This window comes from Paracoccus pantotrophus, assembly GCF_008824185.1.
GTDB classification, from domain to species: Bacteria; Pseudomonadota; Alphaproteobacteria; order Rhodobacterales; family Rhodobacteraceae; genus Paracoccus; species Paracoccus pantotrophus.
The window spans coordinates 581,506-603,458 of record NZ_CP044423.1 but is presented as its reverse complement, the minus strand read 5'-3'; the positions used below and the strand labels follow the sequence as shown (position 1 = coordinate 603,458).

Here is a 21,953-nt window from a genome sequence, read left to right as displayed (position 1 = left end):
AACCATTCCCGCGCAAGATGCGGCTCTGGGCTCGGGGTGTAAAGCAGGCGTAACCATGGCGGGGCGTATTCTTGTCGTTGACGGCGTGCCGACGAATCGCATCACCATGAAGGTGCGATTGGCTTCGGCCTGCTACGAGGTCTCGACCGCCAGCTCGGCGGCCGAGGCGTTGCGCATCGCCCGGCTGATCCATCCGCAGATCGTGCTGGTCGGCGCCGGCCTGCCCGACATGGACGGGGCCGCGCTGTGCGGCGCGCTGCGCACCCAGCCCTGGGCCGCCGACCTGCCGGTGCTGGTCCAGGCCAGCGGCGCGGATCGGGTGGCCGCGCTGCGGGCAGGCGCGGCGGCGCTGATCGACGCGGGCAGCGACGAGTTGACGCTGCTGGCGCGCATCCGCGGGCTGATGCGGCATGAATATGGCGCGCTGGATCATCCCGCCCCCGGCATGGCCGAGGCGGCGGCCGGCTTTGCCGCGGACAACCGTCCGCGCGCGGTCTTCGTCGCCGACCGGCCCGCCACGGCGCTGGGCTGGCGGCACGCCCTGCGCGACCGGGTAGATTTCGCCATCGCGGTCCGCGAACCCGAGCATGCGCTGGCCGAGGCCGCATCGAGCCGGGTCGCCGATCTTTACCTGATCGCCGTCGACATCCAGCAGCCGGGCGACGGGCTGCGGCTGCTGTCGGAACTGCGCTCGCGCCCGCGTTCGCGCGAGGCGGCGGTCGTGGTGACGCTGCGCCCTGAACGGGCCGAGATGATGCCGGTGGCGCTGGACTTGGGCGCGGGCGATGTGCTGCCCTGGGATCTGGCCCGCCCCGATGCCGCGCCCGAAACGGCGATGCGCCTGTCGGCCCAGCTGGCCCGCAAGCACGAGGCCGACCGCCGCCGGCACGAGACCCAGCGCAACATGCGCTGGGCGATGACCGATCCGCTGACCGGGCTGCACAACCGCCGCTTCGCCCTGCCCCGCCTTGCCGAGCTTGCCACAGAGGCGCAGGAGCGCCAGGGCGACCTGGCGGTCATGCTGCTGGACCTGGACCGCTTCAAGCAGGTGAATGACATCCACGGCCATCCGGCCGGGGATGCCGTGTTGGCCGAGATCGCCGCCCGCCTGGCCGCCACCCTGCCCGAGGGCGCGCTGCTGGCCCGTTTCGGCGGCGAGGAGTTCCTGGCCGTGCTGCCCGATTGCCCGGCCCGCGCCGCCCGCCGCGTCGCCGAGGATCTGCGCCGCGCGGTAATGGCCGCGCCGGTCGCCCTGCCGCAGGGCTGCCAGGATGCCGAATTGGGCGTCACCATCTCGGTCGGCGTGGCCACCGGCCATGGCGCGCCGCATCTGCTGCCGCTCGACCCCCAGGCGCTGCTGGCCAGCGCCGACCGTGCGCTGCTCAACGCCAAGTCCTCGGGCCGGAATCGTATCGTCATGGCCGCCTCGGGGCTTGCAGCCTGATTGTCGCTGCGTCACTTTGCCACGGCGGCCTCGGACTCAAGGCGCGCTTTTCATTGTGGAGTGCATCCCCTAGATAAAGGCGGAACAGGAAAGGAACGCGCCCATGCCCCATGCCTATTCCGACACCGCCCTGCCCGAACGTCCCGTCAAGCCGGCCATGCTGCGCGGCGCGCTTGGCCGCTGCCCCTCCTGCGGGCAGGGGCGGCTGTTTCGGGGCTATCTGTCGGTCAGCCCCACCTGCCCGCATTGCCACGAGGAACTGCACCATCAGCGTGCCGACGACGGCCCGGCCTATCTGACCATCCTGCTGGTCTCGCATCTGGGCGCGCCGCTCTTGCTGGCGATCTACATGATGTATCGCCCCTCGGCCATGGCCATGCTGATCGGCTTCGGCCTGGGCGCGGTGGTGCTGTCGCTGCTGCTGCTGCCCCGGATCAAGGGCGGGATGATCGGCTTCCAATGGGCGCGCCGCATGCATGGCTTCGGCGCCGAGCCCGCCGCGATCGAGGCCGCCGCGTCGTGAGCAGTCTGGCCGGGACCGCCCCCGCAAGCCGCGATGCCGCCGAGCAGCCGATCCGCGATGCCGCCACCGTCATCGTGCTGGACCGCAACGCCCAGGGCGGGCCTTCGGTGCTGATGGGGCAACGGGGGGCTTCTGCGGTGTTCATGCCCTCGAAATACGTCTTTCCGGGCGGCGCGGTGGATGCCGGCGACGCCCAGGTGCGCCTGGCCGGCGACCTGCCGGCCCGAACCTCGGCCCTGCTGGCCGCCGAACCGCGCGCCGAATCGCAGGTCACGCCCCTGGCGCTGGCCGCCGCCGCCCTGCGGGAACTGGCCGAGGAAACCGGCCTTTTGACCGGCCCCCCCGGCCCCGCGCCCGAGGGCTGGGATCATTACGCCGGGGCCGGGCTGGCGCCCGACGCTTCGGCGCTGATCTACCTGTTCCGCGCCATCACCCCGCCCGGCCGGACCCGGCGCTTCGACGCGCGCTTCCTGTTGCTGGACGCCGAGCGGCTGCATGGGGATCGCCACGATTTCAGCGCCGCCTGCGACGAGCTTTCGCATCTGCATTGGGTGCCATTGACCGAGGCGCGGGCGCTGGACCTGCCCTTCATCACCGAGGTGGTGCTGGCCGAGGTCGCAAGCCTGCTGGCCACGGCCGGCGACGGGCCGCTGGCCCCGCCGCCGACGGTGCCCTTCTTCGACAACAGGCTGTCGGTGCCGCGCTTCATGCGCATCGGCTAGGCCGGTTCCGCCCCCGATTCAGCGCCCCGGATCAGCGCCCCTTGAACCGCGGCGCGCGCTTTTGCAGGAAGGCCGCGACCCCTTCGGCGAAATCCTCGGTCCGGGCCATTTCGCCTTGCAGCCGCGCCTCCAGCCGCAACTGCCCGGCCATGTCGTTGCCGCCCGAGGCGCGCAACGCCTGCCGGATCGCCAGTAAGGCCGCCGTCGGTCCCTGGGCCAGGGTTTGCGCGCGCGCCGCCACGGCCGTTTCGAAATCCGCGTCCGGCACCGCCTCCCAGATCAGTCCCCATTCCGCCGCCTGGGTCGCGGGAATGCGGTCGGCGAACAGCATCATCCCCATGGCGCGCGGCACCCCGACCGAGCGCGGCACGATGAATGTCCCGCCCGCGTCGGGGATCAGGCCGATCCGGCTGAACGCCTGCACGAAGCTGGCGCTTTCCGCGGCGATGACCACGTCGGCGGCCAGCGCCAGGTTGGCCCCCGCCCCCGCCGCGATGCCGTTCACCGCGGCGATCACCGGCACCGGCGCGTCCGAGATGGCGGCCAGCATCGGCTCGTATTCCTCGCGCAGGATGGTCTCCACGTCGAAGCCGCCGGTGGCATCGGCCAGATCCTGGCCCGAGCAGAAGCCGCGCCCGTTCCCGGTCAGCACCACGCAGCGCGCGCCCGGCGGCAGGCCGGTCAGCGCCGCGACGATCTCGGCCCGCATGGCGCGGTTCAGCGCGTTGACCACGTCGGGCCGGTTCAGCGCCAGCCTTGCAATGCCGTCCTGATGCGTGAATTCGATGGTCTGAAAGCTCATCCCTGCCCCTCTCCCCCGGTTTCGGCCATCCTGCCGGGGTGCGGCGGGGCGGAAAAGCCCCGACCCTGCGTCAGTCGCGCAGGATCTGCTCCAGCCGGGCCTTTTCCTCGTCGCTGAGCTTTTCCGGCCCTTCCTCGGCCAGGTTGCGCGAGCGGATGAAGCGCCAGCCCACCAGCAGCGCCAGCAGCGCCATCACCGGCCCGGCCAGGTAGAGCAGCCAGTTCGCCCCGCGCGCTGGCGGCTCGAACAGGACATATTCGCCGAAACGGTCGGCGATGGCCTGCACCGCCTGGGCATCGCTGTCGCCGGCGACCAGGCGCTCGCGCAGGTAAAGCCGCAGGTCGCGGCTGATGGCGGCATTCGATTCGTCGATGGTCTCGCCCTGGCAGATCGGGCAGCGCAGGGTCTTGGAGATCTCGCGCGCCCGCGCCTCCAGCGCCGGGTCGGACAGCACCTCGTCGGGCTGGACGGCCAGGGCGGGCAGCGCAAGCAGCAGCGACAGGCACAGGATCAGGGCGCGCATGGGCTACTCCGCCGGCTGGGGCGCGACGCGGGCATGGCGGGCGCCGGCGGCGACGCGATAGCGCCGGTCCGACAGGCTGATGAAGCCGCCAAGCGCCATCAGCGCCGAGCCGAGCCAGATCCAGCTGGCGAAAGGCTTGATATAGACCCGCACCGCCCAGCCGCCGCCCTGCTGCTGATCGCCGATAACCAGGTAAAGGTCGCGGAACAGCCCGTTCTGGATCGCCGCCTCGGTCGTGGGCATGGATTGCACCGGGTAGACCCGCTTTTCGGGATGCAGCAGCGCGACCTGCCGCCCGTCGCGATCGACCGTCATCGCGGCGATGATCGAATTGTAGTTGGGGCCCGGACGCTCCTCGACGCTTTCCAGGGTGATGTCATAGCCGGCGACGGTGAAGGTCTCGCCGATGCGGGCCACGCGGATGTCCTCGACCTGCCAGGCCATCAGCAGGCTGATGCCGATGAAGGTGACGCCCAGCCCGGCATGGGCCACGGCCTTGCCCCAATCGGCCCGCGGCAGCCGGCGCAGGCGCGCAAGGCCGGAATTGCCGGTGCGCAGCCACAGATCCACCGCCGCACCCGCAACCAGCCAGGCGCCTAGGCCTGCGCCGATCACCGCCAGCGCCGAATGGCCGGTCGAGACGGCAAAGACCAGCGCCATCACCGCCCCGGCAAAGACCAGCGCCCCGCGCAGCGGGTAAAGCGCGCGCTTCAGCCGGCCGCGCTTCCACGGCAGGATCGCGCCCAGGGGCAGGATGATCGCCAGCGCCACCATGAAGGGCGTGAAGGCCTGCTCGAAGAAGGGCGCGCCCACCGACAGCCGGCGGTCCCACAGCATCTCGGCCACCAGCGGCCAGACCGTGCCGACAAAGACCACTAGGGCCGAAACCGCCAGCAGGATGTTGTTCAGAACCAGCGCCCCCTCGCGCGAGACCGGGGCAAAGGCGCCCCGCGCCTGCATCGAGGCGGCGCGGACGGTGTAAAGCAGCAGGGCGCCGCCGACGAAAAAGGCCAGGATCGCCAGGATGAACAAGCCGCGCTGCGGATCGCTGGCAAAGCTGTGGACCGAGGTGATGACGCCCGAGCGCACGATGAAGGTGCCGATCAGCGAAAAGCCGAAGGCCATGATCGCCAGCAGGATGGTCCAGCTTTTCAGCACCTCGCGCTTTTCCACCACGATGGCGGAATGCAGAAGCGCGGCGGCGATCAGCCAGGGCATGAAGCTGGCGTTCTCCACCGGATCCCAGAACCAGAAGCCACCCCAGCCCAGCTCGTAATAGGCCCACCAGGAACCCAGCGCGATGCCGATGGTCAGGAAGACCCAGGCCGCCAGCGTCCAGGGCCGGACCCAGCGCGCCCAGGCGGCATCGACCCGCCCCTCGATCAGCGCGGCCACGGCAAAGCTGAAGGCCATGCTGAGCCCGACATAGCCGAGGTAAAGGAAGGGCGGATGGAAGGCGAGGCCGGGATCCTGCAACAGCGGGTTCAGGTCGCGCCCGTCAAAGGGCGGGCTCGCCATGCGCAGGAAGGGGTTCGAGGTGAACAGGATGAAGGCCAGGAAGGCCGCGCCGATCGACGCCTGCACCGCCAGCACCCGCGCCCGCAGCTTGGGCGGCAGGTTGGCGTCGAAGACCGCGGCCATGGCGCCGAACAGCGTCACGATCAGCACCCACAGCAACATCGAGCCCTCGTGGTTGCCCCAGACGCCGCTGATCTTGTAGATCATCGGCTTGGCGGTATGCGAGTTCTGATAGACCAGCGCGACCGAGAAATCCGAGGTCACGAAGGCCATGGTCAGCGCCGCGAAGGAAATGCCGACCAGCCCGAACTGCGCCAGGGCGGCTGGGCGGGCGGAATCGATCCAGCCGCTCCAGCCCTTGCTGGCGCCGACCATCGGCACGACCATCTGGAACAGCGCCACGGCAAAGGCCAGGATCAGCGCGAAATGGCCAAGTTCAGCGATCATGGGCTTCCTCCGGGATGGCTGCGCCGCAGGATAACCGCGGTGCGGGCGGCAAACCAGCCCCCCGCACCTGCCAGATTGTCACAGCATCGCTAGCGCGCCGCGCCGGCCGCGGCCCAGTCCCGCAGGGCGGCATTGTCCTCGAAGGGCCCGGATGCGGCGATCTGCGCCGGGAATACGGCGGGCGCGGCATCGGCCGCCGCCTTACGCGCTGCGACGGGCAGCACGGGCCGGCTGCGAAAGTAATGCGCCTCGCGCGCGCCGAAATAGAAGCTGATGATGGCGCCAAGAAGCCACCAGAGCGGTTCGGGCACCAGGTTCAGGTTCTCCATCCGCAGGCCGAATCCTTCCGGGTCGGCCATGGCATAGGTGAACAGCCCCACCGTCCCCAGCGTCATCATCGGCCGCGGCAGCCGGTTCAGCCCGTTCATCATCGCGTCGAACCAGCCGCGCGGCTGGGCGGCGAACTCGCCGGAAAGCTGGGCGATGGCGCGGGCATAGGCCTCTTCGTCCAGCTCCATGCGCCGCGTCGCGTTCTCGCGGAACACCTCGGCCACGCCGGTCGCGGCATTGGCCATGGTGGTGACGGCGCCGCTGGCGCCCAGGAAGCGGTCCATCAGCCCCATTTCGCCACCCTCGCCCGATGCTCGGCCGCCGTCAGGTGGTATTTGGCCGAGATGAACTCCTCGGCCCGCAGGATCCAGCCGCCCTTGCCCCCCGATTTGGTGCGGGCATATTTGCGGCTGGCCGGGCGCGCATCGCCCAATGCATAGTAATAGTTCCGCCGCGCGATCCCGTAGGCATCAGCGAAATAGCCCGGCGCCGCCGCATCGGCCTGCTGCGCGGCCTGGACGGTGCGCGGTCCCACCACGCCGTCGTCCGTGGCCGCAAAGCCCATGCGCGTGACCAGCCGTTGCAGGATCTTCACCGCATTGGCGCCGGCATTGACATACATGTCGAAGGCCGAGGCCTGCACCGAGGCCGGCAGTTCCGCCAGGCGCGGGCGGCGGAAATAATGCTCGACGAAGATGCGCTCGGCATCGGCGCGGGTCAGCGCCTTGACGTCCGCCACGTCCACCCGCCCGTCGCCGGTCTTGTCGATCCCCAGCCGCTGCAGGGTCGCCAGCGTGACGCCGAATTTCGTCGCCCCGCCCGGATCGTCGGGGTCGTTGACGTAGCCCCCCTCACGCGCGACGATCTCGGCCGCGATCTGCGTTACTGTCTTCATGTCCAGCCCCCAATCCTGAAGCGGACCAAGGCTGGAGAAATCCGGTTAACCGGGGGTTAACCGGGCGCGCGTTGCGTCAGGAGTTCGGCTCTTGGTAGACGCCCTGCTCCTTCAGCGAATCCATGACCTCGCGCGGCATGTAGTTCTCGTCATGCTTGGCCAGGATTTCCGAGGCGACGAAGGTCTCGCCCTCCATGCGCCCGGTGCCGATCATGCCCTGGCCCTCCGAGAACAGGTCGGGCAGCACGCCGGTAAAGCGCACCGGGACGGTGGCGCCGCCATCGGTCACGCGGAAGGTCACCGTCTCGCTGGCGCCGCGCACCAGGCTGCCGTCCTCGACCAGGCCGCCCAGGCGGAAGACCTCGCCGGCCTCGGGCGGGTTCTCGGCCATCTGGCTGGGCGAGCGGTAGAGGTTGATGCCGTCGCGAAACCCGTAGCCGATCAGCCCGACGGCCAGCACAAGGGCCACGGCGGCGGCGACAAGGATCTGGATACGGCGCCTTTTCTTCAATGATTTCATATTTCAGGCTCTCCTTCTTCAGGCGCTTTCAAACCTGATCGGATGGCGGAGGAATTGCGTGGCCTTGCCCGAGACCCGCTCGGGATCGCCGGTGGTCAGGAAGCGCGAGCGGCTGCCCGCGCCCAGCATTTCGGGATGGCGCTCAAGATAGTCCTCCAGGCTTTCGGCGACCAGGTCGGGCTGGGAATAGACCTTGACCCCCGGCCCCAGCGCCTTCTGGAAAGCGGCCTGGACCAGCGGGTAATGCGTGCAGCCCAGGATCGCCGCCTCGGGATGCGGCATGCGGCGCTTGAGCGCCTCGACATGGCTGGTCACCAGCGCCTCGGCCAGGATCTCGTCGCCCATCTCGATGGCATCGACGACCCCGCCGCAGGGCTGGGCCTCGACATCGACGCCGATGGCGCGAAAGGCCAGCTCGCGCTGGAAGGCGCGGCTTGCCACGGTGGCGGGCGTGGCGAACAGCGCCACATGCTTCACCGCCACCTCGCGCGGGGGCGAATTGTCGCCCCAGCCGCGCTCGGTCAGCGCCTCGATCATCGGCACAAAGACCCCCAACACGCGCTTGTCCGCGGGCAGCCAGGTCTCCTGCATGCGCTTGAGCGCGGCGGCCGAGGCGGTGTTGCAGGCCAGGATCACCAGGTCGCAGCCCTCGGCCCACAGCCGCTCGACCCCGGCGCAGGTCAGGCCGAAGATGTCCTCGGCATCGCGCACGCCATAGGGGGTATGGGCATTGTCGCCCAGATAGACCAGCGGCAAGTCGGGCAGCCGGGCGGCGATGGCGGCCAGAACCGTCAGCCCGCCCAGACCCGAATCGAATACGCCCACCGCCATGACTAGCCTCCTGTTCGCGATTGGCCTTTTCTAGGATGCGCCGCGCCGGAATGCCATGATTTATGTCACCCGGCCGCCGGGGCCGGAACACGGCTGCGCGACGCGCCCAGGCTCGCGCCAGCATGGTTTTTCGCGGTCGAGCCCCCGCCGGCGGCGCACGAGGGCGGCGACGGCCGGGCACCATGCGGCAGAAGGTCGCGCGGCGCAGGCCCCGCGCCCGGCCGGGCCGGTCGGCCGCCCCCCCCCCCGCATGACCGACCGGCCGCGTTCAAAAGCGCGTGACGTTTCGCCGGTCCGAATCGGCACCATGGACGGGATTTGCACAGGCTTGGCCTGCCCCTGCTCGGCAGGTGGTCATCCGCTGCGCATTGTGGGTAAGCAACACTGCCGGAGAAAGGGTTTTCTTGGCGTTTTGCAGGCTTGTTCCGCTAACCTTCTGTGATAAGGGTTGCACGGATTGCATGGCTGATGCCGCAAGAAAGCACTGTTATGGACTGGGATAAGTTAAGAATATTTCACGCCGTCGCCGACGCGGGCAGCCTGACCCACGCGGGCGATGTCTTGCACCTGTCCCAGTCCGCCGTCAGCCGCCAGATCCGCGCGCTGGAAGACTCGCTGGGCACCACCCTTTTCCACCGCCATGCCCGCGGGCTGATCCTGACCGAGCAGGGGGAGCTGCTGTTCGAGGCGACCTCGTCCATGGTGCGCAAGCTCGACACCACCGCCGCCCGCATCCGCGACAGCGAGGAAAGCGTCTTCGGCGAGCTCAAGGTCACGACCACCACCGGCTTCGGCACCATGTGGCTGGTGCCGCGGCTGGCCAAGCTTTACGAACGCTACCCCGACCTCAAGATCGACCTGATGCTGGAAGAGCGCGTGCTGGATCTGCCCATGCGCGAGGCCGACGTCGCCATCCGCATGAAGGAACCCAACCAGCAGGATCTGATCCGCCGCCGGCTGCTCAACATCCGCATGAGGCTTTATGCCACGCCGGAATACCTGGCCAAGGCCGGCGTGCCCGAGACGCTGGAGGATCTGGGGCCGCACCGGCTGATCTGCCAGAACCCGCAGACGCCGCAGGTCAGTTCCGGCGCGGTGTTGTCGCAGATGCTGCTGGCGCGCAACATCAGCTCGACCCTGATGGTGAACAACTATTTCGGCGTGCTGCAAGGCGTGCTGAACCATGTCGGCATCGGTGTCCTGCCCGATTACCTGTCGTCGGATTTCCCCAACCTGACCCGTGTGTTGCCGGACATCCAGTCGGGCGAGGTGCCGGTCTTCCTGGCTTTCCCCGAGGAATTGCGCGCCTCGCGCCGCGTCGCCGCCTTCCGCGATTTCGTGCTGGAGGAGATCCAGTCCCTGCGCCGCCAGCAAACCGAGGAACAGGCCACCGACCCGTCCGCGGGATGAGCGCCGAACGGGCAGATGCCGCGCGGCTTTGCCCGAGGCATTCGCAGAATGCATATCGGGCATGTGCTGCAATGCGGAATTGATCCTTGAACCGCTCGCCGACTGCACATATTTCCGATCTCGAAGGCGATGGTTTGAGGAAACTCTCATCACCTTCAACCTCCCTGTTGGACTTGAGCCGGGCTTCATGCCCGGCTTTTTTTTGCGCCGCCACTTTTTTGCCCCAGGCATCGCGGTTTTTCCCGGCCCTGCGCGCGGGGGCCTTTCCTAACCCTTCGCCGCCGCTTAAAAGGCCGCAAAACCGGGGGAAAGGCGCCAGGACATGAACGAACCGCAGATCACCGAGGAACTGATCGCCGCGCACGGGCTCAAGCCCGACGAATACCAGCGCATCCTCGAGATCATCGGGCGCGAACCCACCTTCACCGAGTTGGGCATCTTCTCGGCGATGTGGAACGAGCATTGCTCCTACAAGTCGTCCAAGAAATGGCTGCGCACCCTGCCGACCAACGGCCCGCAGGTGATCTGCGGTCCGGGCGAAAACGCCGGCGTCGTGGATATCGGCGACGGCCAGGCCGTGGTCTTCAAGATGGAGAGCCACAACCATCCCAGCTATATCGAGCCGCATCAGGGCGCCGCGACCGGCGTCGGCGGCATCCTGCGCGACGTCTTCACCATGGGCGCCCGCCCCATCGCCGCCATGGACGCGCTGTCCTTCGGCCGGCCCGAGCATCCCAAGACCGCGCATCTGGTCAAGGGCGTGGTCGAGGGGATCGGCGCCTATGGCAATGCCTTCGGCGTGCCGAACGTCGGCGGCGAGCTGCGCTTCCACCGCAGCTATGACGGCAACTGCCTGGTGAACGCCTTTGCCGCGGGCCTCGCGGACAGCGACAAGATCTTCTATTCCGCCGCCTCGGGCGTCGGCATGCCGGTGGTCTACCTTGGCGCCAAGACCGGCCGCGACGGCGTCGGCGGCGCCACCATGGCCTCGGCCGAGTTCGACGACACCATCGAGGAAAAGCGCCCGACCGTGCAGGTCGGCGACCCCTTTACCGAGAAATGCCTGCTGGAAGCCTGCCTGGAGCTGATGCAGACCGACAGCGTCATTTCCATTCAGGACATGGGCGCGGCGGGCCTGACCTGCTCGGCGGTCGAGATGGGCGACAAGGGCGGGCTCGGGATCAAGCTGGTACTCGATGCCGTGCCGCAGCGCGAAACCAACATGACCGCCTATGAGATGATGCTGTCGGAGTCGCAGGAACGCATGCTCATGGTGCTGAAGCCCGAGAAGGAGGCCGAGGCGCGGGCGATCTTCGAGAAATGGGATCTGGATTTCGCCATCGTCGGCGAGACCATCGCCGAGGACCGTTTCCTGATCATGCACGGCAACGAGGTCAAGGCGGACCTGCCGCTGTCGAAACTCTCCTCCAGCGCGCCGGAATATGACCGTCCTTGGGTGGAAACGCCCGTCGCGGCCGAGATGCCTGCCCTGCCCGCCATCGCCCCGATCGCGGCGCTGAAGGTGCTGATCGGCAGCCCGAACTATGCCCACAAGGGCTGGGTGTGGGAGCAATACGACACCCAGGTCGGCGCCGACACCATCCGCCGCCCCGGCCTGGGCGCCGGCGTGGTACGCGTGCATGGCACGAAGAAGGCGCTGGCCTTCACCAGCGACGTGACGCCGCGCTATGTCCGGGCGAACCCCTATGAGGGCGGCAAGCAGGCGGTGGCCGAGGCCTATCGCAACCTGACCGCCTGCGGCGCCCTGCCGCTGGCCACCACCGACAACCTGAACTTCGGCAACCCGGAAAAGCCCGAGATCATGGGCCAGTTCGTCGGCGCCATCAAGGGCATCGGCGAGGCCTGCGCGGCGCTCGACTTCCCCATCGTCTCGGGCAACGTCTCGCTTTATAACGAAACCGACGGCAAGGGGATCCTGCCCACCCCCACCATCGGCGGCGTCGGGTTGATCGCCGATCTGGGCGACCTGATCGCCGGCCTTCCGGCCGAGGGCGACCTGGCGCTGGTCATCGGCGAGACGCGCGGCCACCTGGGCCAGTCGGCGCTGGCCGCCGAGGCCTTCGGCATCGAGGCGGGCGACGCGCCGCATGTGGACCTGGCCGCCGAGCGCCGCAATGGCGAATTCCTGCGCGCCCACGGCGCGCTGGTCCGGGCCGCGACCGACCTGTCCGACGGCGGGCTGGCGCTGGCGGCCTTCGAACTGGCCGAGGCGGCGGGCCTGGGCGTGACGCTGGACAGCGCCGGGATCGCGCAGCTTTTCGGCGAGGATCAGGCCCGCTACCTGGTCGCCTGCACCGCCGAGGACGCGGCCAAGCTGGCCGAGGCGGCCGCGGCGGCCGGTGTGCCGCTGGCGACGGTCGGCGGCTTCGGCGGCGAGACGGTGATCCTTGGCGGCGACGCCGCGCCCCTGGCCGAGCTGTCGCAGCTTTATCGCACCGCCTTCGAGAAAAGCCTGGACCTGGAACTCGCCTGACCCGGAAAGCGGCCCTTGGCCGCTGCCTCCGGCGGGGGTATTTGGAAAACGGAAAGAACGGCAGCGGCCCAGGTCGCGGGACCGGCCGCGTCGCCATCCCGGTGCCGGAGCTTAGAAGACGAAGGGCGCGACGGTCCGGCGGCTTCCTCTTGTGAAGGCATCGGCAACGAGGATCATGGGCGAGAGGTCCACCTCGGAGGCGCCCTTGCGCAGGAGCCCGGCCATGCGCGCGTAAAGCGCCGGGTATTCGCCCGTGATGCTGGCCTTGCCCGTCGCCGGGCGGCCGTCGATCTCCAGCAGGTTGCCGCCCCTGCGCAGCGCCAGCCGGCCGGCATCGGTGGCGAACTCCATATCCCAGGTTTCGGAGCCCTGCTGGCGGAGGTCGAAATCGGCCGTGATGCCATGCGACAGGCTCAGCCGTGCGGCGATGGGGGCTTGGCGGTTCTCCGGGAAGTCCAGTTCCGCCGCGATGACATGCACCGGCACGGGCAGGATCTCGGTCAGGATCGAAAGCGCGTTGATGCCTGGGTCGAAGACGCCCATGCCGCCGGCCTCGAAGATCCAGTCCTGGCCGGGATGCCAGAGCCGCACATCCTCGCGCCAGGTGATCCGGCCCTCGCGGATGCGGCGGCCGGCCAGCCACGCCCTGGCCGCCGCCACCGCATGGGCCATGCGCGAATGCCAGGTCGCAAAAAGCGTCACCCCCCGCGCCTGCGCCAGGTCGCGCAGGACATGCACCTCGGCCAGGGTCGCGCCGGGGGGCTTTTCCAGCATCAGGTGGCGGCCGGCGCGCAGCACCGCCTGCGCGATCTCGAAGCGGGGCACGGGCGGCAGGCACAGGCTGACCGCACCGATGTCGGGACGGGCCTCCAGCATGTCCTCGATGCGCGGAAAGGCTTCGATACCCTCGACCCGGCCATGGCGACTGACCGTCGCGGCCAGCTCCCAATCCGGGCTCGAGGTCAGCGCCGGAACATGCTGGTCCAGCGCGATCTTTCCGATGCCGGCAAGCGCGATCTTCATCGGTAACTGTCCTTTCCTCACCTCGACCGCCATGGCGGCGAGCTTGCGATACGTCATCGCGGCCGGGCGGAAGCCGTTCCCGCTGGCCGAGAGCGCCGGCACCGCCAGCGGCAGGCCGAGCATGGGGCCTCGATCCCCGGCACCTCGCCCGGCCGGGCGCGCATGCCGTCCCGTGCCGATCAGGTCGAGCCGGGCGAGTATCACGCGCGACTTCCTGCCCTGGTGCGAATTGCCGCTGCACCGGGCGGCTGGAGAGATGGATTTCGTCCTGGCCCGCATCCTGCCGATGTCGGACGAGACCTACGGGCCAGCCACCACGCTGGACGCCCCGCCCGGCGACGCCAACCGAACTGGCCGGGCAGGAATGGAACTTGCAGGGCCGCATTCGGCTGAACCGGCGACAGCGCGCGCCGTCGCATGGGTATTTTGGAAACGGAGAAAGCCGGCGCCGCGTCTGCGGGCGGCGCCGGGGCGTTGTCATGCGCTTTGCAGGCCGCGCTCGTCCCGGCTTTGCAGGACGGCCTTGTCGGTCTGGCCGAGGATCTGCGAGGTGACGGTGCCCGCCGTCATCGAGCCCGAGACGTTGAGCGCCGTGCGCCCCATGTCGATCAGCGGCTCGACCGAGATCAGCAGCGCCACAAGCGTCACCGGCAGACCCATGGCCGGCAGCACGATCAGCGCCGCCATGGTCGCGCCCCCGCCCACACCCGCGACCCCGGCCGAGGACAGGGTGACGATGGCCAGCAGCGTCATGATCCAGGCCGGGTCCAGCGGGTCGATGCCGACCGTCGGCGCCACCATCACCGCCAGCATCGCCGGATAAAGCCCGGCGCAGCCGTTCTGGCCGATGGTCGCCCCGAAGGAGGCCGAAAAGGAGGCGATGGTCTGCGGCACGCCGAGGCGGCGGGTCTGGATCTCGACATTGAGCGGGATGGTCGCGGCGCTGGAACGGCTGGAAAAGGCGAAGGTCAGCGCCGGGACGATCTTGCGGTAGAAGGTCAGCGGGTTCACGCCGGTCAGGCTGAGCAGCACGGCATGCACGACGAACATGATCGCCAGGCCCAGATAGGAGGCGACGACGAACTTGCCCAGGTTCAGGATGTCGGCCGCGTTCGAGGTCGCCGCCATCTTGGTCATCAGCGCCATGACGCCATAGGGGGTCAGCGCCATGATCAGCCGCACCAATTGGCTGATCCAGGCTTGCAGGATGTCGATCAGGTTCAGCAGGCTGCGGCCCTTTTCCGGGTCGCGGCGCAGCAGGCGGATGGCGGCGACGCCCAGGAAGGCGGCAAAGACCACCACCGCGATGATCGAGGTCGGGTTGGCCCCGGTCAGGTCGGCGAAGGGGTTCCTGGGGATGAAGGACAACAGCAGCTGCGGCACCGTCAGGTCGGCGACGCGGGGCGCGTAGCTGGTCTCCAGCATGGTCAGCCTTGCGGTCTCGGCCGCGCCCTGGGCCAGCCCTTCGGCGGTCAGGCCGAAGGCCAGCGACATGACCACGCCCACCAAGGCCGCGATGGTCGTGGTGCCAAGCAGCGTGCCCAGCGTCAGCACCGAGATGCGGCCAAGCGCCGAGGCGTCGTGCAGCCGCGCCACCGCGCTGAGGATCGCCGCGAAGACCAGCGGCATCACCACCATCTGCAACAGCTGCACATAGCCGTTGCCGGCCACGTTGATCCAGTCGATGGTGGTTTGCAGCGCCGGCGTGCCGGTGCCATGGACGAGTTGCAGCCCGATCCCGAACAGCGTGCCCAGGACCAGGGCGATGAAGACCCGCACCGACAGCGACAGCTGACCGCCTTGCAGGCGGACCAGTGCGACGATCAGCGCGGCAAAGATCACGAGGTTGATGAGGACGGATGCCATCGCGCGTCTCCGGCAATTTCAGATTGACCTATCAAGCCATAATGCACGTCCGGCGTATAGCCCAGGGGTCGCCCGGCTTTGCGGGCCTTCGCCGATAAAGGCCGTACAGAGTCGTGCTGCAAACCTCTTGACCGCGGTTTCGGTGGCTATATTCCATGTAATATTGAAACAGTGTTTGGATATCAGAGATTATTTTCGCTGCGTCGCCGCGATACCTTGGCGAAACCGATCCCTGCGGCCGCCGCTTGATCGGCCGCCGGCGCCGGGTCCAATCGCAACAGCAAGGCAGGCCATGCACAAGCTTCTGGCGATCCTGTTCGCCTTCGCCCTGGGCGCCGCCAGCCCCTTGCCCGTCCAGGCACAGACCATGCAAGAGACCGCCCTGTTCGCCGCCGCGACCGATGGCGATGCCGCGGCCATCCGCGACCTTCTGGCCCGCGGCGTGGCCGTGGACCCGCGCGACGCAAAGGGGCGCACGCCGCTGCTGGTGGCGACCCATGCCAACCGGGTCGAGGCCGCGAGGGCGCTGATCGAGGCCGGCGCCGACGTGAACGCCAGGGATGCCATCCACGACAGCCCCTATCTCTATGCCGGGGCGCGCGGGCATCTGGAGATCCTCGAGCTGACGCTGGCCCATGGCGCCGATCTGGCCAGCACCAACCGCTTCGGCGGCACGGCGCTGATCCCGGCGGCCGAGCGTGGCCATGTCGAGACCGTCCGCCGGCTGATCCGGGCCGGGGTCGAGATCGATCATGTCAACCGGCTGGGCTGGACCGCATTGCTGGAGGCGATCGTCCTGGGCGATGGCGGCCCGCGCCAGCAGCAGGTGGTCGACCTGCTGGTCGCGGCCGGCGCCGATGTAAACCTGGCCGATGCCGAGGGCGTCTCGCCGCTGGCCCATGCCCGCCGCAGGGGTTTCGACGCGATCGCGGCGCGGTTGGCCGAAGCCGGCGCAAAGTGAAGGAAGAACGATGACCGACAAGGCGACACGCTATCTGGAACAGGCGGTGATGCTGGCGCATCGCAACGTGCAGGCCGGCGGGCGGCCCTTTGGCGCGGTTGTGGTGCGGGGCGGCGAGGTGCTGGCGACCGGCGTCAACGAGACCGTCGCCACCCATGACCCGACGGCCCATGCCGAGCTGGTGGCCCTGCGCGCCGCCGCGCAGCGGCTGGGTTCGGCCGATCTTTCGGGCTGCGCGGTCTATGCCAGCGGCCAGCCCTGCCCGATGTGCCTGGCCGCCATGCGGCTGGCCGGCGTGGCCGAGGTGCATTTCGCCTATTCGAACCAGGACGGGGCACCCTACGGCCTGTCCACGGCCGCGCTTTACGAGGAACTGGCGAAACCGCTGGCGCAGCAATCCATGACCATCCGCCACCGGCCCCTGCGCCCCCAGGGCATGGGCGATCTCTATGCCGACTGGAAGGCACGGCAGGACCGGGCGTGACGAACCGTCAGCCGCTGATGCTGGCCGTGGTGGCCATGGTCGGGCTGGCGCTGCGGCCCTTCCTGACCGGGGTCGGCCCGCTGGCAGCGCCGATCTCGGCCGAGACCGGCCTGACCATGCAGGGCCTCTCGGCCCTCACGCTGCTGCCGATCCTCTTGATGGGCGCGGGCGCCTTTCTCGGCCCGGCGATCCAGGCGCGGCTGGGGGCGAAACGCGCCGCCGTGCTGGCGCTGCTGGTGCTGGGCCTGGGCTCGGGCCTGCGGCTGGGGGCGCATTCGGCGCTGGACATGCTGGGCTCGGCCATGCTGCTGGGCGTGGGCGCGGCGGTGGTGCAGGCGGTGTTTCCCACCATCATCAAGCGCGAGTTCCCGCGCGGCATCAACCTGGCCATGGGGCTTTACGCCGCGATGATGATGGGCGGCGGTGCCTTCGGCGCGCAGGCCGCGCCGCTGATCGCCGCCTGGTCGGGCAGCTGGCGGCTGGCGCTTGGCTGGCTGGCGCTGCCCGCCGTGCTGACCGCGCTGCTGGTGGCGCTGGCCCTGCCGCCCGAGGCACGCGCGCCGCGGACCGCCCGGCAGGGACTGTGGCACTGGCTGCGTCGGCCGCGGGTCTGGCTGCTGATGGCCTGTTTCGGGCTGATCAACGGCGGCTATTCCTCGTCCGTCGCCTGGCTTGCGCCCGCCTTCCAGGACCTGGGCTGGTCGGTCGGGGCCAGCGGCGGGCTGCTGGCGGTGCTGGCGGTGGGCCAGGCGGTCTCGGCGCTGGTCACACCGGTCCTGGCCAGTCACGGCAGCGACCGGCGGCCCTGGCTGGGGATCTGCCTGGCCATGCAGGCGCTTGGCTTTGCCATGCTGGTCCTGCGCCCCGAGGCCGCACCCTATCCCATCGCCTTTCTGCTGGGCGCCGGGCTTGGCGGTTGCTTTTCGCTGATGATGATCGTGGCGCTGGACCATCTGCCCGATCCGGCGCAGGCCGGGGCGCTGGCGGCGCTGATGCAGGGCGGCGGCTTCCTGCTGGCCGCGATCCCGCCCTGGATCCTGGCGCTGCTGTACGACCTGACCGGCAGCTTCGCCCCCGGCTGGGCGCTGCATCTGGCCGCCGTACTGGCGGTCTCGGCCCTGGCGCTGCGCCTGTCGCCGGCCAGCTATCGGCGCGCCCTGCACCGGCCCGGCCCGCTGCGCACGGATGCCGCGCCGGCCGAGTGAACGATTTTCGACAAGGAGGAGGAACCCATGCTGACCATCACCCGACTGGACCAGGCCGATGCACGCCTGTTGATCGCCGGAGCCGAGGCCCATGCCCGCGAGATCGGCGTGCCCATGTGCATCGCCGTCACCGACGAAAGCGGCCAGCTTCTGGCCTTTTCGCGCATGGACGGCGGCAAGGTGACATCTGCCACCATCGCCATCGACAAGGCCTTCACCGCCGCCGCGGCGCGCAAGGCCACGCATGAATACGGCGCCGCCAGCCAGCCGGGCGCCCCGGCCTGGGGCATTTCCTCGGCCATCGGCGGGCGGCTGATGGTGGTGGGCGGGGGACTGCCGGTCGATCACGACGGCCAGACCGTCGGCGGCATCGGCGTCTCGTCCGGCACGCCGGCGCAGGACCAGGCGGTGGCGCAGGCCGGCATCGACCATTGGCGGGCGCATCGCACCTGACCCCCAGCCCGGACCGCCCCCCGGAACGCGCCCATCCCGCGGCCGGACGCGCTTGCGCCCGGCCGCGCAAAAGGCTAGCAGCGCGGGCCTTGCGGACAGGGGCACGGGGACGGACAGGGATGCGCAACGACTGGCTCGCCATCGACTTCGGGACATCGAACTCGGCCGCCGCGATCCTGGACCAGGGGCAGCCGCGGCGCATCGCCATCGAGCCGGGGGCCGAAACCCTGCCGACCGCCGTTTTCTTCCCCGCCCAGGGCGGCGCCATGCGCATCGGCGCGGCGGCGGCCGAGGCGCTGATCCAAGGCGACGAGGGCCGCTACATGCGGGCGCTGAAAAGCGTGCTGGGAACGGCGCTGTTCCACGAATCGCGGCTCATCGCCGGCAAGCGCCGCACGCTTTCCGAAATCGTCACGGCCTTTCTCGCCACCCTGCGCGAGCGGGCCGAGGCGGCCGCCGGGCGGCCCTTTCGCCGCGCGCTGTCCGGCCGGCCGGTGCATTTCCACTCGAACGACCCCGTCCGCGACGCGCAGGCCCTGGCCGACCTGCAGGGCTGCTACCTGGCGGCCGGCTTCGGCGAGGTCGCCTTCCTGCCCGAGCCCGAGGCGGCGGCGCTGGCCAGCCACGGCCTGGGCCGCGCGGGCGAGATCGGGCTGATCGTCGATATCGGCGGCGGCACCTCGGATTTCTCGGCCTTCCGCAGCCGGGGCGACGGCTTGCAAATCCTCGCCAATCACGGCATCCGACTGGGCGGCACGGATTTCGACCAGCAGGTTTCGCTAAGCCATGCCATGCCGGCGCTGGGTCATGGCGGGCAGCTGCGGCGCGCGATGGGACCGGGGCTCTTGCCGGTGCCGAATGCGATCTATGTCGACCTGGCGACCTGGGCCAGGATCCCCTTCCTCTATGTCCCCGAGACGCGGCGCATGGCCGCCGGGATGGCCCGCATGGCGGTGGACCGCGCCGCCATGGACCGCCTCGTCGCGGTCCTGGACGAGGAGCTGGGCCATGAGTTGGCCTTCGCGGTCGAACGCGGCAAGATCGCCGCCAATGCCGGCGACGGCGCGCGCATCGCCATGGGATTCGTCGAGCCGGGCCTGGCGCCGGAAATCTCGCCCGCCTCGCTGGAGGCGGCGCTGTCGGATTGCCGCAGGGATCTTGCGCAAGCCGCGGCCGAGACGCTGCGGCTGGCGGGGATCGCGCCCGGACAGGTGGGCAGCGTGATTCTGGTCGGCGGTTCCAGCCTGATGGGCTTCGTCGCCGCCGAGGCGCTGCGGCTTTGCCCCGGCGCGCAGCTGCGGCGCGCGGGGGCCTTCACCGCCGTGGTGGACGGGCTGGCACTGGCGACGGCGCGCTAGCGCTTGCCGGGTTTCGGCCCGGCACGGAACGGCTTGTCACCGCCCTTGCCCTGCCAGCCGCCAGCCGCCTTGTGCGACTTGAAGCCCGCGGCACGCTTCGGCCGCGCCTCGGCACCGTCGCCCCGCGCCGGGCGGTCGTCGCGCGCCGCGCCGCCATGCGTCTTGAAGCCCGCCGATTTCAGCCCTGCACGCGGGGCGGTTTTCGGCGCTGCCTTGTGCGCCTGCTTCTTCTCGGCGCTCCAGCGGGCCTTGCGCGGGGTTTCCGGCGCCTCGGCTTCCGGCGCGGGCTCGCGGCCGTGGGCGGGGGCGGGGGCGGGGGCAGGACGGGCGGCGCGCGGCTTCACGTCGGCGGGATCCAGCAAGGCCGGGCGCCGGGCGGGCTTGGGCCTGTCCTCGGCGCGCGGCTCCAGTGCCTCGGGCCGTGCAGAGCGCGACGCCTGGCCGCGATGCGGTTTCTTCTCGCGCGCGGGGGGCATCGCACCTGCCGTTTCACCGTTTTCCAAATACTCCCGCCGACCGGGCCGCTTGTCGCGCCCGGCGGCAGGCTCGAAAACCGGCTCGCCCTCGATCCGGCGCATGGTCAGGCCGGGCTCCAGCTCGATCCGCTCGCCGAAATTCGGCGCGACGGCGGCGGCGATCTGCACGAAGGTCTGCTCAGTCTTGACCCGGATCGCGCCGATGGCATCGCGGGTGATGTTGCCCGCCTCACAGATCTTGGGCAGCAGCCAGCGCGCCTCGGCCCGGCCGGAATGGCCGACCGAAAGCAGGAACCAGACCGCCGGGCCGAACTCGCCCCGTTCGCGCGGCGCAGAAGGCGCAGGGCCCACGCTTTCCGACAGTTCCTCGGGCGCCGGGCGCCCCTCGCGCCACAGCCGCACGAAGGCCGATGCGACCCGTTCCGCGCCGAAGCGGTCGAGCAGCGCGGCAGCCAGCCCCGCCTCCTCGCCCGGCGCCTCGGCTAGCGCCGGATGGTCCAGCATGCGCGCGTCGTCGCGGGCCTGCACCTCGTCGGCCGAGGGCGCCTTGCCCCAGTCCGCGACCAGCTTGGCGCGCTGCAAGAGCCGCTGCGCCCGCTTGTATTCCGCCGAGGGCACGATCAGCACCGAGGTGCCCTTGGCGCCCGCCCGGCCGGTGCGGCCGGAACGGTGCAGCAGCGTGTCGGGATTGGTCGGCAGGTCGGCATGGATCACCAGTTCCAGCCCCGGCAGGTCGATGCCGCGCGCCGCCACATCGGTGGCGATGCAGACCCGCGCCCTTCCGTCGCGCAGGGCTTGCAGGGCGTGGCTGCGTTCCTGCTGGGACAGTTCGCCCGACAGCGCCACCACCTTGAAGCCGCGATTGCCCATGCGCGCCAGCAGGTGGTTCACATTGGCGCGGGTCTTGCAGAAGATGATCGCCCGGCTGGCCTCGTAATAGCGCAGGGTGTTGAAGATCGCGTGCTCGCGGTCGCGGGTGGTCACCGACAGGGCCCGATATTCGATGTCGCCGTGCTGGCGCGCCTCGCCCATCGCCTGGATGCGCAGCGCGTCGCGCTGGAAGTCGCGGGCCAGCGCCTCGATGGCCGGCGGCACCGTGGCCGAGAAGAGCAGCGTGCGCCGTTCGGCCGGCGCCGAGCCCAGGATGAATTCCAGATCCTCGCGAAAGCCCAGATCCAGCATCTCGTCCGCCTCGTCCAGCACGCAGGCGCGCAGGCCGGTCAGGTCCAGCGAGCCGCGCTCGATATGGTCGCGCAGCCGGCCGGGGGTGCCGACGACGATATGCGCCCCGCGCTCCAGCGCCCGGCGCTCGGTGCGATAGTCCATGCCGCCGACGCAGGTGGCGATGCGCACGCCCGCCTGCTCGTAAAGCCAGCCCAGCTCGCGCGCCACCTGCAAGGCCAGCTCGCGCGTCGGCGCGATGGCCAGCGCCAGCGGCTGGCCCGCCTCGGGCAGCGCATCGCCGTCGAGGATGTCGCCGGCCATGGCCAGGCCGAAGGCCACGGTCTTGCCGGATCCGGTCTGCGCCGAGACCAGCACGTCGTGGCCCCGCGCCTCGGGGGCCAGGGCGGCCTGTTGCACCGAGGTCAGGCTGGCATAGCCCTTGGCCGCCAGCGCCGCGGCCAGAGGCGCGGCAATATCATGTTCGTTCATCGTCTTCGCCAGAAA

20 protein-coding genes are annotated in these 21,953 nt (G+C 69.9%); 10 read left to right on the top strand and 10 right to left on the bottom strand.

Going from position 1 to position 21,953, the window contains the following annotated elements:
* The first annotated feature begins 55 nt into the window (after positions 1 to 55).
* The 3 genes from ESD82_RS02865 (at position 56) to ESD82_RS02855 (ending at position 2,689) form a co-directional block, all read left to right on the top strand.
* Positions 56 to 1,444 carry a diguanylate cyclase gene (locus ESD82_RS02865; RefSeq protein ID WP_147429042.1) on the top strand — a complete coding sequence of 463 codons (1,389 nt, stop codon included), beginning with the start codon at positions 56 to 58 and terminating at the stop codon, positions 1,442 to 1,444.
* A 103-nt stretch (positions 1,445 to 1,547) separates the two neighbouring features.
* Entirely contained in the window at positions 1,548 to 1,967 is a 420-nt protein-coding gene (locus ESD82_RS02860) for a DUF983 domain-containing protein (RefSeq protein ID WP_024842605.1), read from the top strand.
* Positions 1,968 to 1,972: 5 nt separating this feature from the next.
* Positions 1,973 to 2,689 (top strand): NUDIX hydrolase, encoded by a 717-nt coding sequence (locus tag ESD82_RS02855; RefSeq protein ID WP_147429195.1) that lies wholly within the window; start codon positions 1,973 to 1,975, stop codon positions 2,687 to 2,689.
* A 31-nt stretch (positions 2,690 to 2,720) separates the two neighbouring features.
* On the opposite strand, the gene ESD82_RS02850 is transcribed toward ESD82_RS02855, so the two are convergent.
* The 7 genes from ESD82_RS02850 to ESD82_RS02820 all read right to left on the bottom strand — a co-directional run bounded on the left by ESD82_RS02850 (position 2,721) and on the right by ESD82_RS02820 (position 8,555).
* Positions 2,721 to 3,491 carry an enoyl-CoA hydratase-related protein gene (locus tag ESD82_RS02850; RefSeq protein WP_147429043.1) on the bottom strand — a complete coding sequence of 257 codons (771 nt, stop codon included), beginning with the start codon at positions 3,489 to 3,491 and terminating at the stop codon, positions 2,721 to 2,723.
* A 70-nt stretch (positions 3,492 to 3,561) separates the two neighbouring features.
* Positions 3,562 to 4,014, bottom strand: coding sequence for a cytochrome c-type biogenesis protein (locus tag ESD82_RS02845; RefSeq protein ID WP_024842602.1), 453 nt, complete (start codon positions 4,012 to 4,014; stop codon positions 3,562 to 3,564).
* A gap of 3 nt (positions 4,015 to 4,017) precedes the next feature.
* Positions 4,018 to 5,979, bottom strand: a complete 1,962-nt coding sequence (locus tag ESD82_RS02840; protein WP_147429044.1) for a heme lyase CcmF/NrfE family subunit — start codon at positions 5,977 to 5,979, stop codon at positions 4,018 to 4,020.
* 89 nt (positions 5,980 to 6,068) lie between these two features.
* A complete protein-coding gene (locus tag ESD82_RS02835) occupies positions 6,069 to 6,602 on the bottom strand; it encodes a holin family protein (protein WP_024842600.1) in 534 nt (177 codons plus the stop codon).
* Positions 6,593 to 7,204 (bottom strand): holin-associated N-acetylmuramidase, encoded by a 612-nt coding sequence (locus ESD82_RS02830; RefSeq protein ID WP_147429045.1) that lies wholly within the window; start codon positions 7,202 to 7,204, stop codon positions 6,593 to 6,595. Before ESD82_RS02830 ends, ESD82_RS02835 begins: the two co-directional genes overlap by 10 nt.
* Positions 7,205 to 7,280: 76 nt before the next feature.
* Complete coding sequence (gene ccmE, locus ESD82_RS02825; RefSeq protein ID WP_024842598.1) at positions 7,281 to 7,724, bottom strand: cytochrome c maturation protein CcmE; 444 nt, start codon at positions 7,722 to 7,724, stop codon at positions 7,281 to 7,283.
* A gap of 18 nt (positions 7,725 to 7,742) precedes the next feature.
* Positions 7,743 to 8,555: a glutamate racemase gene (locus tag ESD82_RS02820; protein ID WP_147429046.1), complete on the bottom strand. Its 813-nt coding sequence runs from the start codon at positions 8,553 to 8,555 to the stop codon at positions 7,743 to 7,745.
* A gap of 489 nt (positions 8,556 to 9,044) precedes the next feature.
* Between ESD82_RS02820 and ESD82_RS02815 the strand changes: the two genes are divergently transcribed.
* The gene (locus tag ESD82_RS02815) at positions 9,045 to 9,965 is read left to right on the top strand and encodes a LysR family transcriptional regulator (protein ID WP_024842596.1); all 921 of its coding nucleotides are present in this window, start codon (positions 9,045 to 9,047) and stop codon (positions 9,963 to 9,965) included.
* 322 nt (positions 9,966 to 10,287) lie between these two features.
* Positions 10,288 to 12,459: a phosphoribosylformylglycinamidine synthase subunit PurL gene (gene purL / locus ESD82_RS02810; RefSeq protein WP_147429047.1), complete on the top strand. Its 2,172-nt coding sequence runs from the start codon at positions 10,288 to 10,290 to the stop codon at positions 12,457 to 12,459.
* 111 nt (positions 12,460 to 12,570) lie between these two features.
* Here purL and ESD82_RS02805 read toward each other — a convergent pair whose 3' ends face one another.
* Positions 12,571 to 13,482: a Gfo/Idh/MocA family protein gene (locus ESD82_RS02805; protein WP_147429196.1), complete on the bottom strand. Its 912-nt coding sequence runs from the start codon at positions 13,480 to 13,482 to the stop codon at positions 12,571 to 12,573.
* Between the two features lie 477 nt (positions 13,483 to 13,959).
* Positions 13,960 to 15,348, bottom strand: coding sequence for an L-cystine transporter (locus ESD82_RS02800; protein ID WP_024842593.1), 1,389 nt, complete (start codon positions 15,346 to 15,348; stop codon positions 13,960 to 13,962).
* 292 nt (positions 15,349 to 15,640) lie between these two features.
* Between ESD82_RS02800 and ESD82_RS02795 the strand changes: the two genes are divergently transcribed.
* The 5 genes from ESD82_RS02795 (at position 15,641) to ESD82_RS02775 (ending at position 19,809) form a co-directional block, all read left to right on the top strand.
* Entirely contained in the window at positions 15,641 to 16,309 is a 669-nt protein-coding gene (locus ESD82_RS02795) for an ankyrin repeat domain-containing protein (protein WP_147429048.1), read from the top strand.
* Between the two features lie 10 nt (positions 16,310 to 16,319).
* The gene (locus tag ESD82_RS02790; protein ID WP_147429049.1) at positions 16,320 to 16,793 is read left to right on the top strand and encodes a nucleoside deaminase; all 474 of its coding nucleotides are present in this window, start codon (positions 16,320 to 16,322) and stop codon (positions 16,791 to 16,793) included.
* Positions 16,790 to 17,998 carry an MFS transporter gene (locus ESD82_RS02785; protein WP_244314491.1) on the top strand — a complete coding sequence of 403 codons (1,209 nt, stop codon included), beginning with the start codon at positions 16,790 to 16,792 and terminating at the stop codon, positions 17,996 to 17,998. Before ESD82_RS02790 ends, ESD82_RS02785 begins: the two co-directional genes overlap by 4 nt.
* A gap of 27 nt (positions 17,999 to 18,025) precedes the next feature.
* Positions 18,026 to 18,451, top strand: a complete 426-nt coding sequence (locus ESD82_RS02780) for a GlcG/HbpS family heme-binding protein (RefSeq protein ID WP_024842590.1) — start codon at positions 18,026 to 18,028, stop codon at positions 18,449 to 18,451.
* Between the two features lie 119 nt (positions 18,452 to 18,570).
* The gene (locus tag ESD82_RS02775; protein WP_147429050.1) at positions 18,571 to 19,809 is read left to right on the top strand and encodes an Hsp70 family protein; all 1,239 of its coding nucleotides are present in this window, start codon (positions 18,571 to 18,573) and stop codon (positions 19,807 to 19,809) included.
* Here ESD82_RS02775 and ESD82_RS02770 read toward each other — a convergent pair.
* A complete protein-coding gene (locus ESD82_RS02770) occupies positions 19,806 to 21,938 on the bottom strand; it encodes a DEAD/DEAH box helicase (RefSeq protein WP_147429051.1) in 2,133 nt (710 codons plus the stop codon). The two genes, ESD82_RS02775 and ESD82_RS02770, sit on opposite strands and share 4 nt — an antisense overlap.
* Between the last annotated feature and the right edge of the window lie 15 nt (positions 21,939 to 21,953).

Bases quoted from the DNA above. Each gene is read 5' to 3' on its own strand.
- ESD82_RS02820 (WP_147429046.1), bottom strand. From the start codon at position 8,555: ATGGCGGTGGGCGTATTCGATTCGGGTCTGGGCGGGCTGACGGTTCTG.
- ESD82_RS02790 (WP_147429049.1), top strand. From the start codon at position 16,320: ATGACCGACAAGGCGACACGCTATCTGGAACAGGCGGTGATGCTGGCG.
- ESD82_RS02805 (WP_147429196.1), bottom strand. From the start codon at position 13,482: ATGAAGATCGCGCTTGCCGGCATCGGAAAGATCGCGCTGGACCAGCAT.
- ESD82_RS02850 (WP_147429043.1), bottom strand. From the start codon at position 3,491: ATGAGCTTTCAGACCATCGAATTCACGCATCAGGACGGCATTGCAAGG.
- ESD82_RS02770 (WP_147429051.1), bottom strand. From the start codon at position 21,938: ATGAACGAACATGATATTGCCGCGCCTCTGGCCGCGGCGCTGGCGGCC.
- ESD82_RS02865 (WP_147429042.1), top strand. From the start codon at position 56: ATGGCGGGGCGTATTCTTGTCGTTGACGGCGTGCCGACGAATCGCATC.
- ccmE (WP_024842598.1), bottom strand. From the start codon at position 7,724: ATGAAATCATTGAAGAAAAGGCGCCGTATCCAGATCCTTGTCGCCGCC.
- ESD82_RS02800 (WP_024842593.1), bottom strand. From the start codon at position 15,348: ATGGCATCCGTCCTCATCAACCTCGTGATCTTTGCCGCGCTGATCGTC.
- ESD82_RS02815 (WP_024842596.1), top strand. From the start codon at position 9,045: ATGGACTGGGATAAGTTAAGAATATTTCACGCCGTCGCCGACGCGGGC.
- ESD82_RS02830 (WP_147429045.1), bottom strand. From the start codon at position 7,204: ATGAAGACAGTAACGCAGATCGCGGCCGAGATCGTCGCGCGTGAGGGG.
- ESD82_RS02775 (WP_147429050.1), top strand. From the start codon at position 18,571: ATGCGCAACGACTGGCTCGCCATCGACTTCGGGACATCGAACTCGGCC.
- ESD82_RS02835 (WP_024842600.1), bottom strand. From the start codon at position 6,602: ATGGGGCTGATGGACCGCTTCCTGGGCGCCAGCGGCGCCGTCACCACC.
- ESD82_RS02840 (WP_147429044.1), bottom strand. From the start codon at position 5,979: ATGATCGCTGAACTTGGCCATTTCGCGCTGATCCTGGCCTTTGCCGTG.
- purL (WP_147429047.1), top strand. From the start codon at position 10,288: ATGAACGAACCGCAGATCACCGAGGAACTGATCGCCGCGCACGGGCTC.
- ESD82_RS02845 (WP_024842602.1), bottom strand. From the start codon at position 4,014: ATGCGCGCCCTGATCCTGTGCCTGTCGCTGCTGCTTGCGCTGCCCGCC.
- ESD82_RS02780 (WP_024842590.1), top strand. From the start codon at position 18,026: ATGCTGACCATCACCCGACTGGACCAGGCCGATGCACGCCTGTTGATC.
- ESD82_RS02795 (WP_147429048.1), top strand. From the start codon at position 15,641: ATGCACAAGCTTCTGGCGATCCTGTTCGCCTTCGCCCTGGGCGCCGCC.
- ESD82_RS02860 (WP_024842605.1), top strand. From the start codon at position 1,548: ATGCCCCATGCCTATTCCGACACCGCCCTGCCCGAACGTCCCGTCAAG.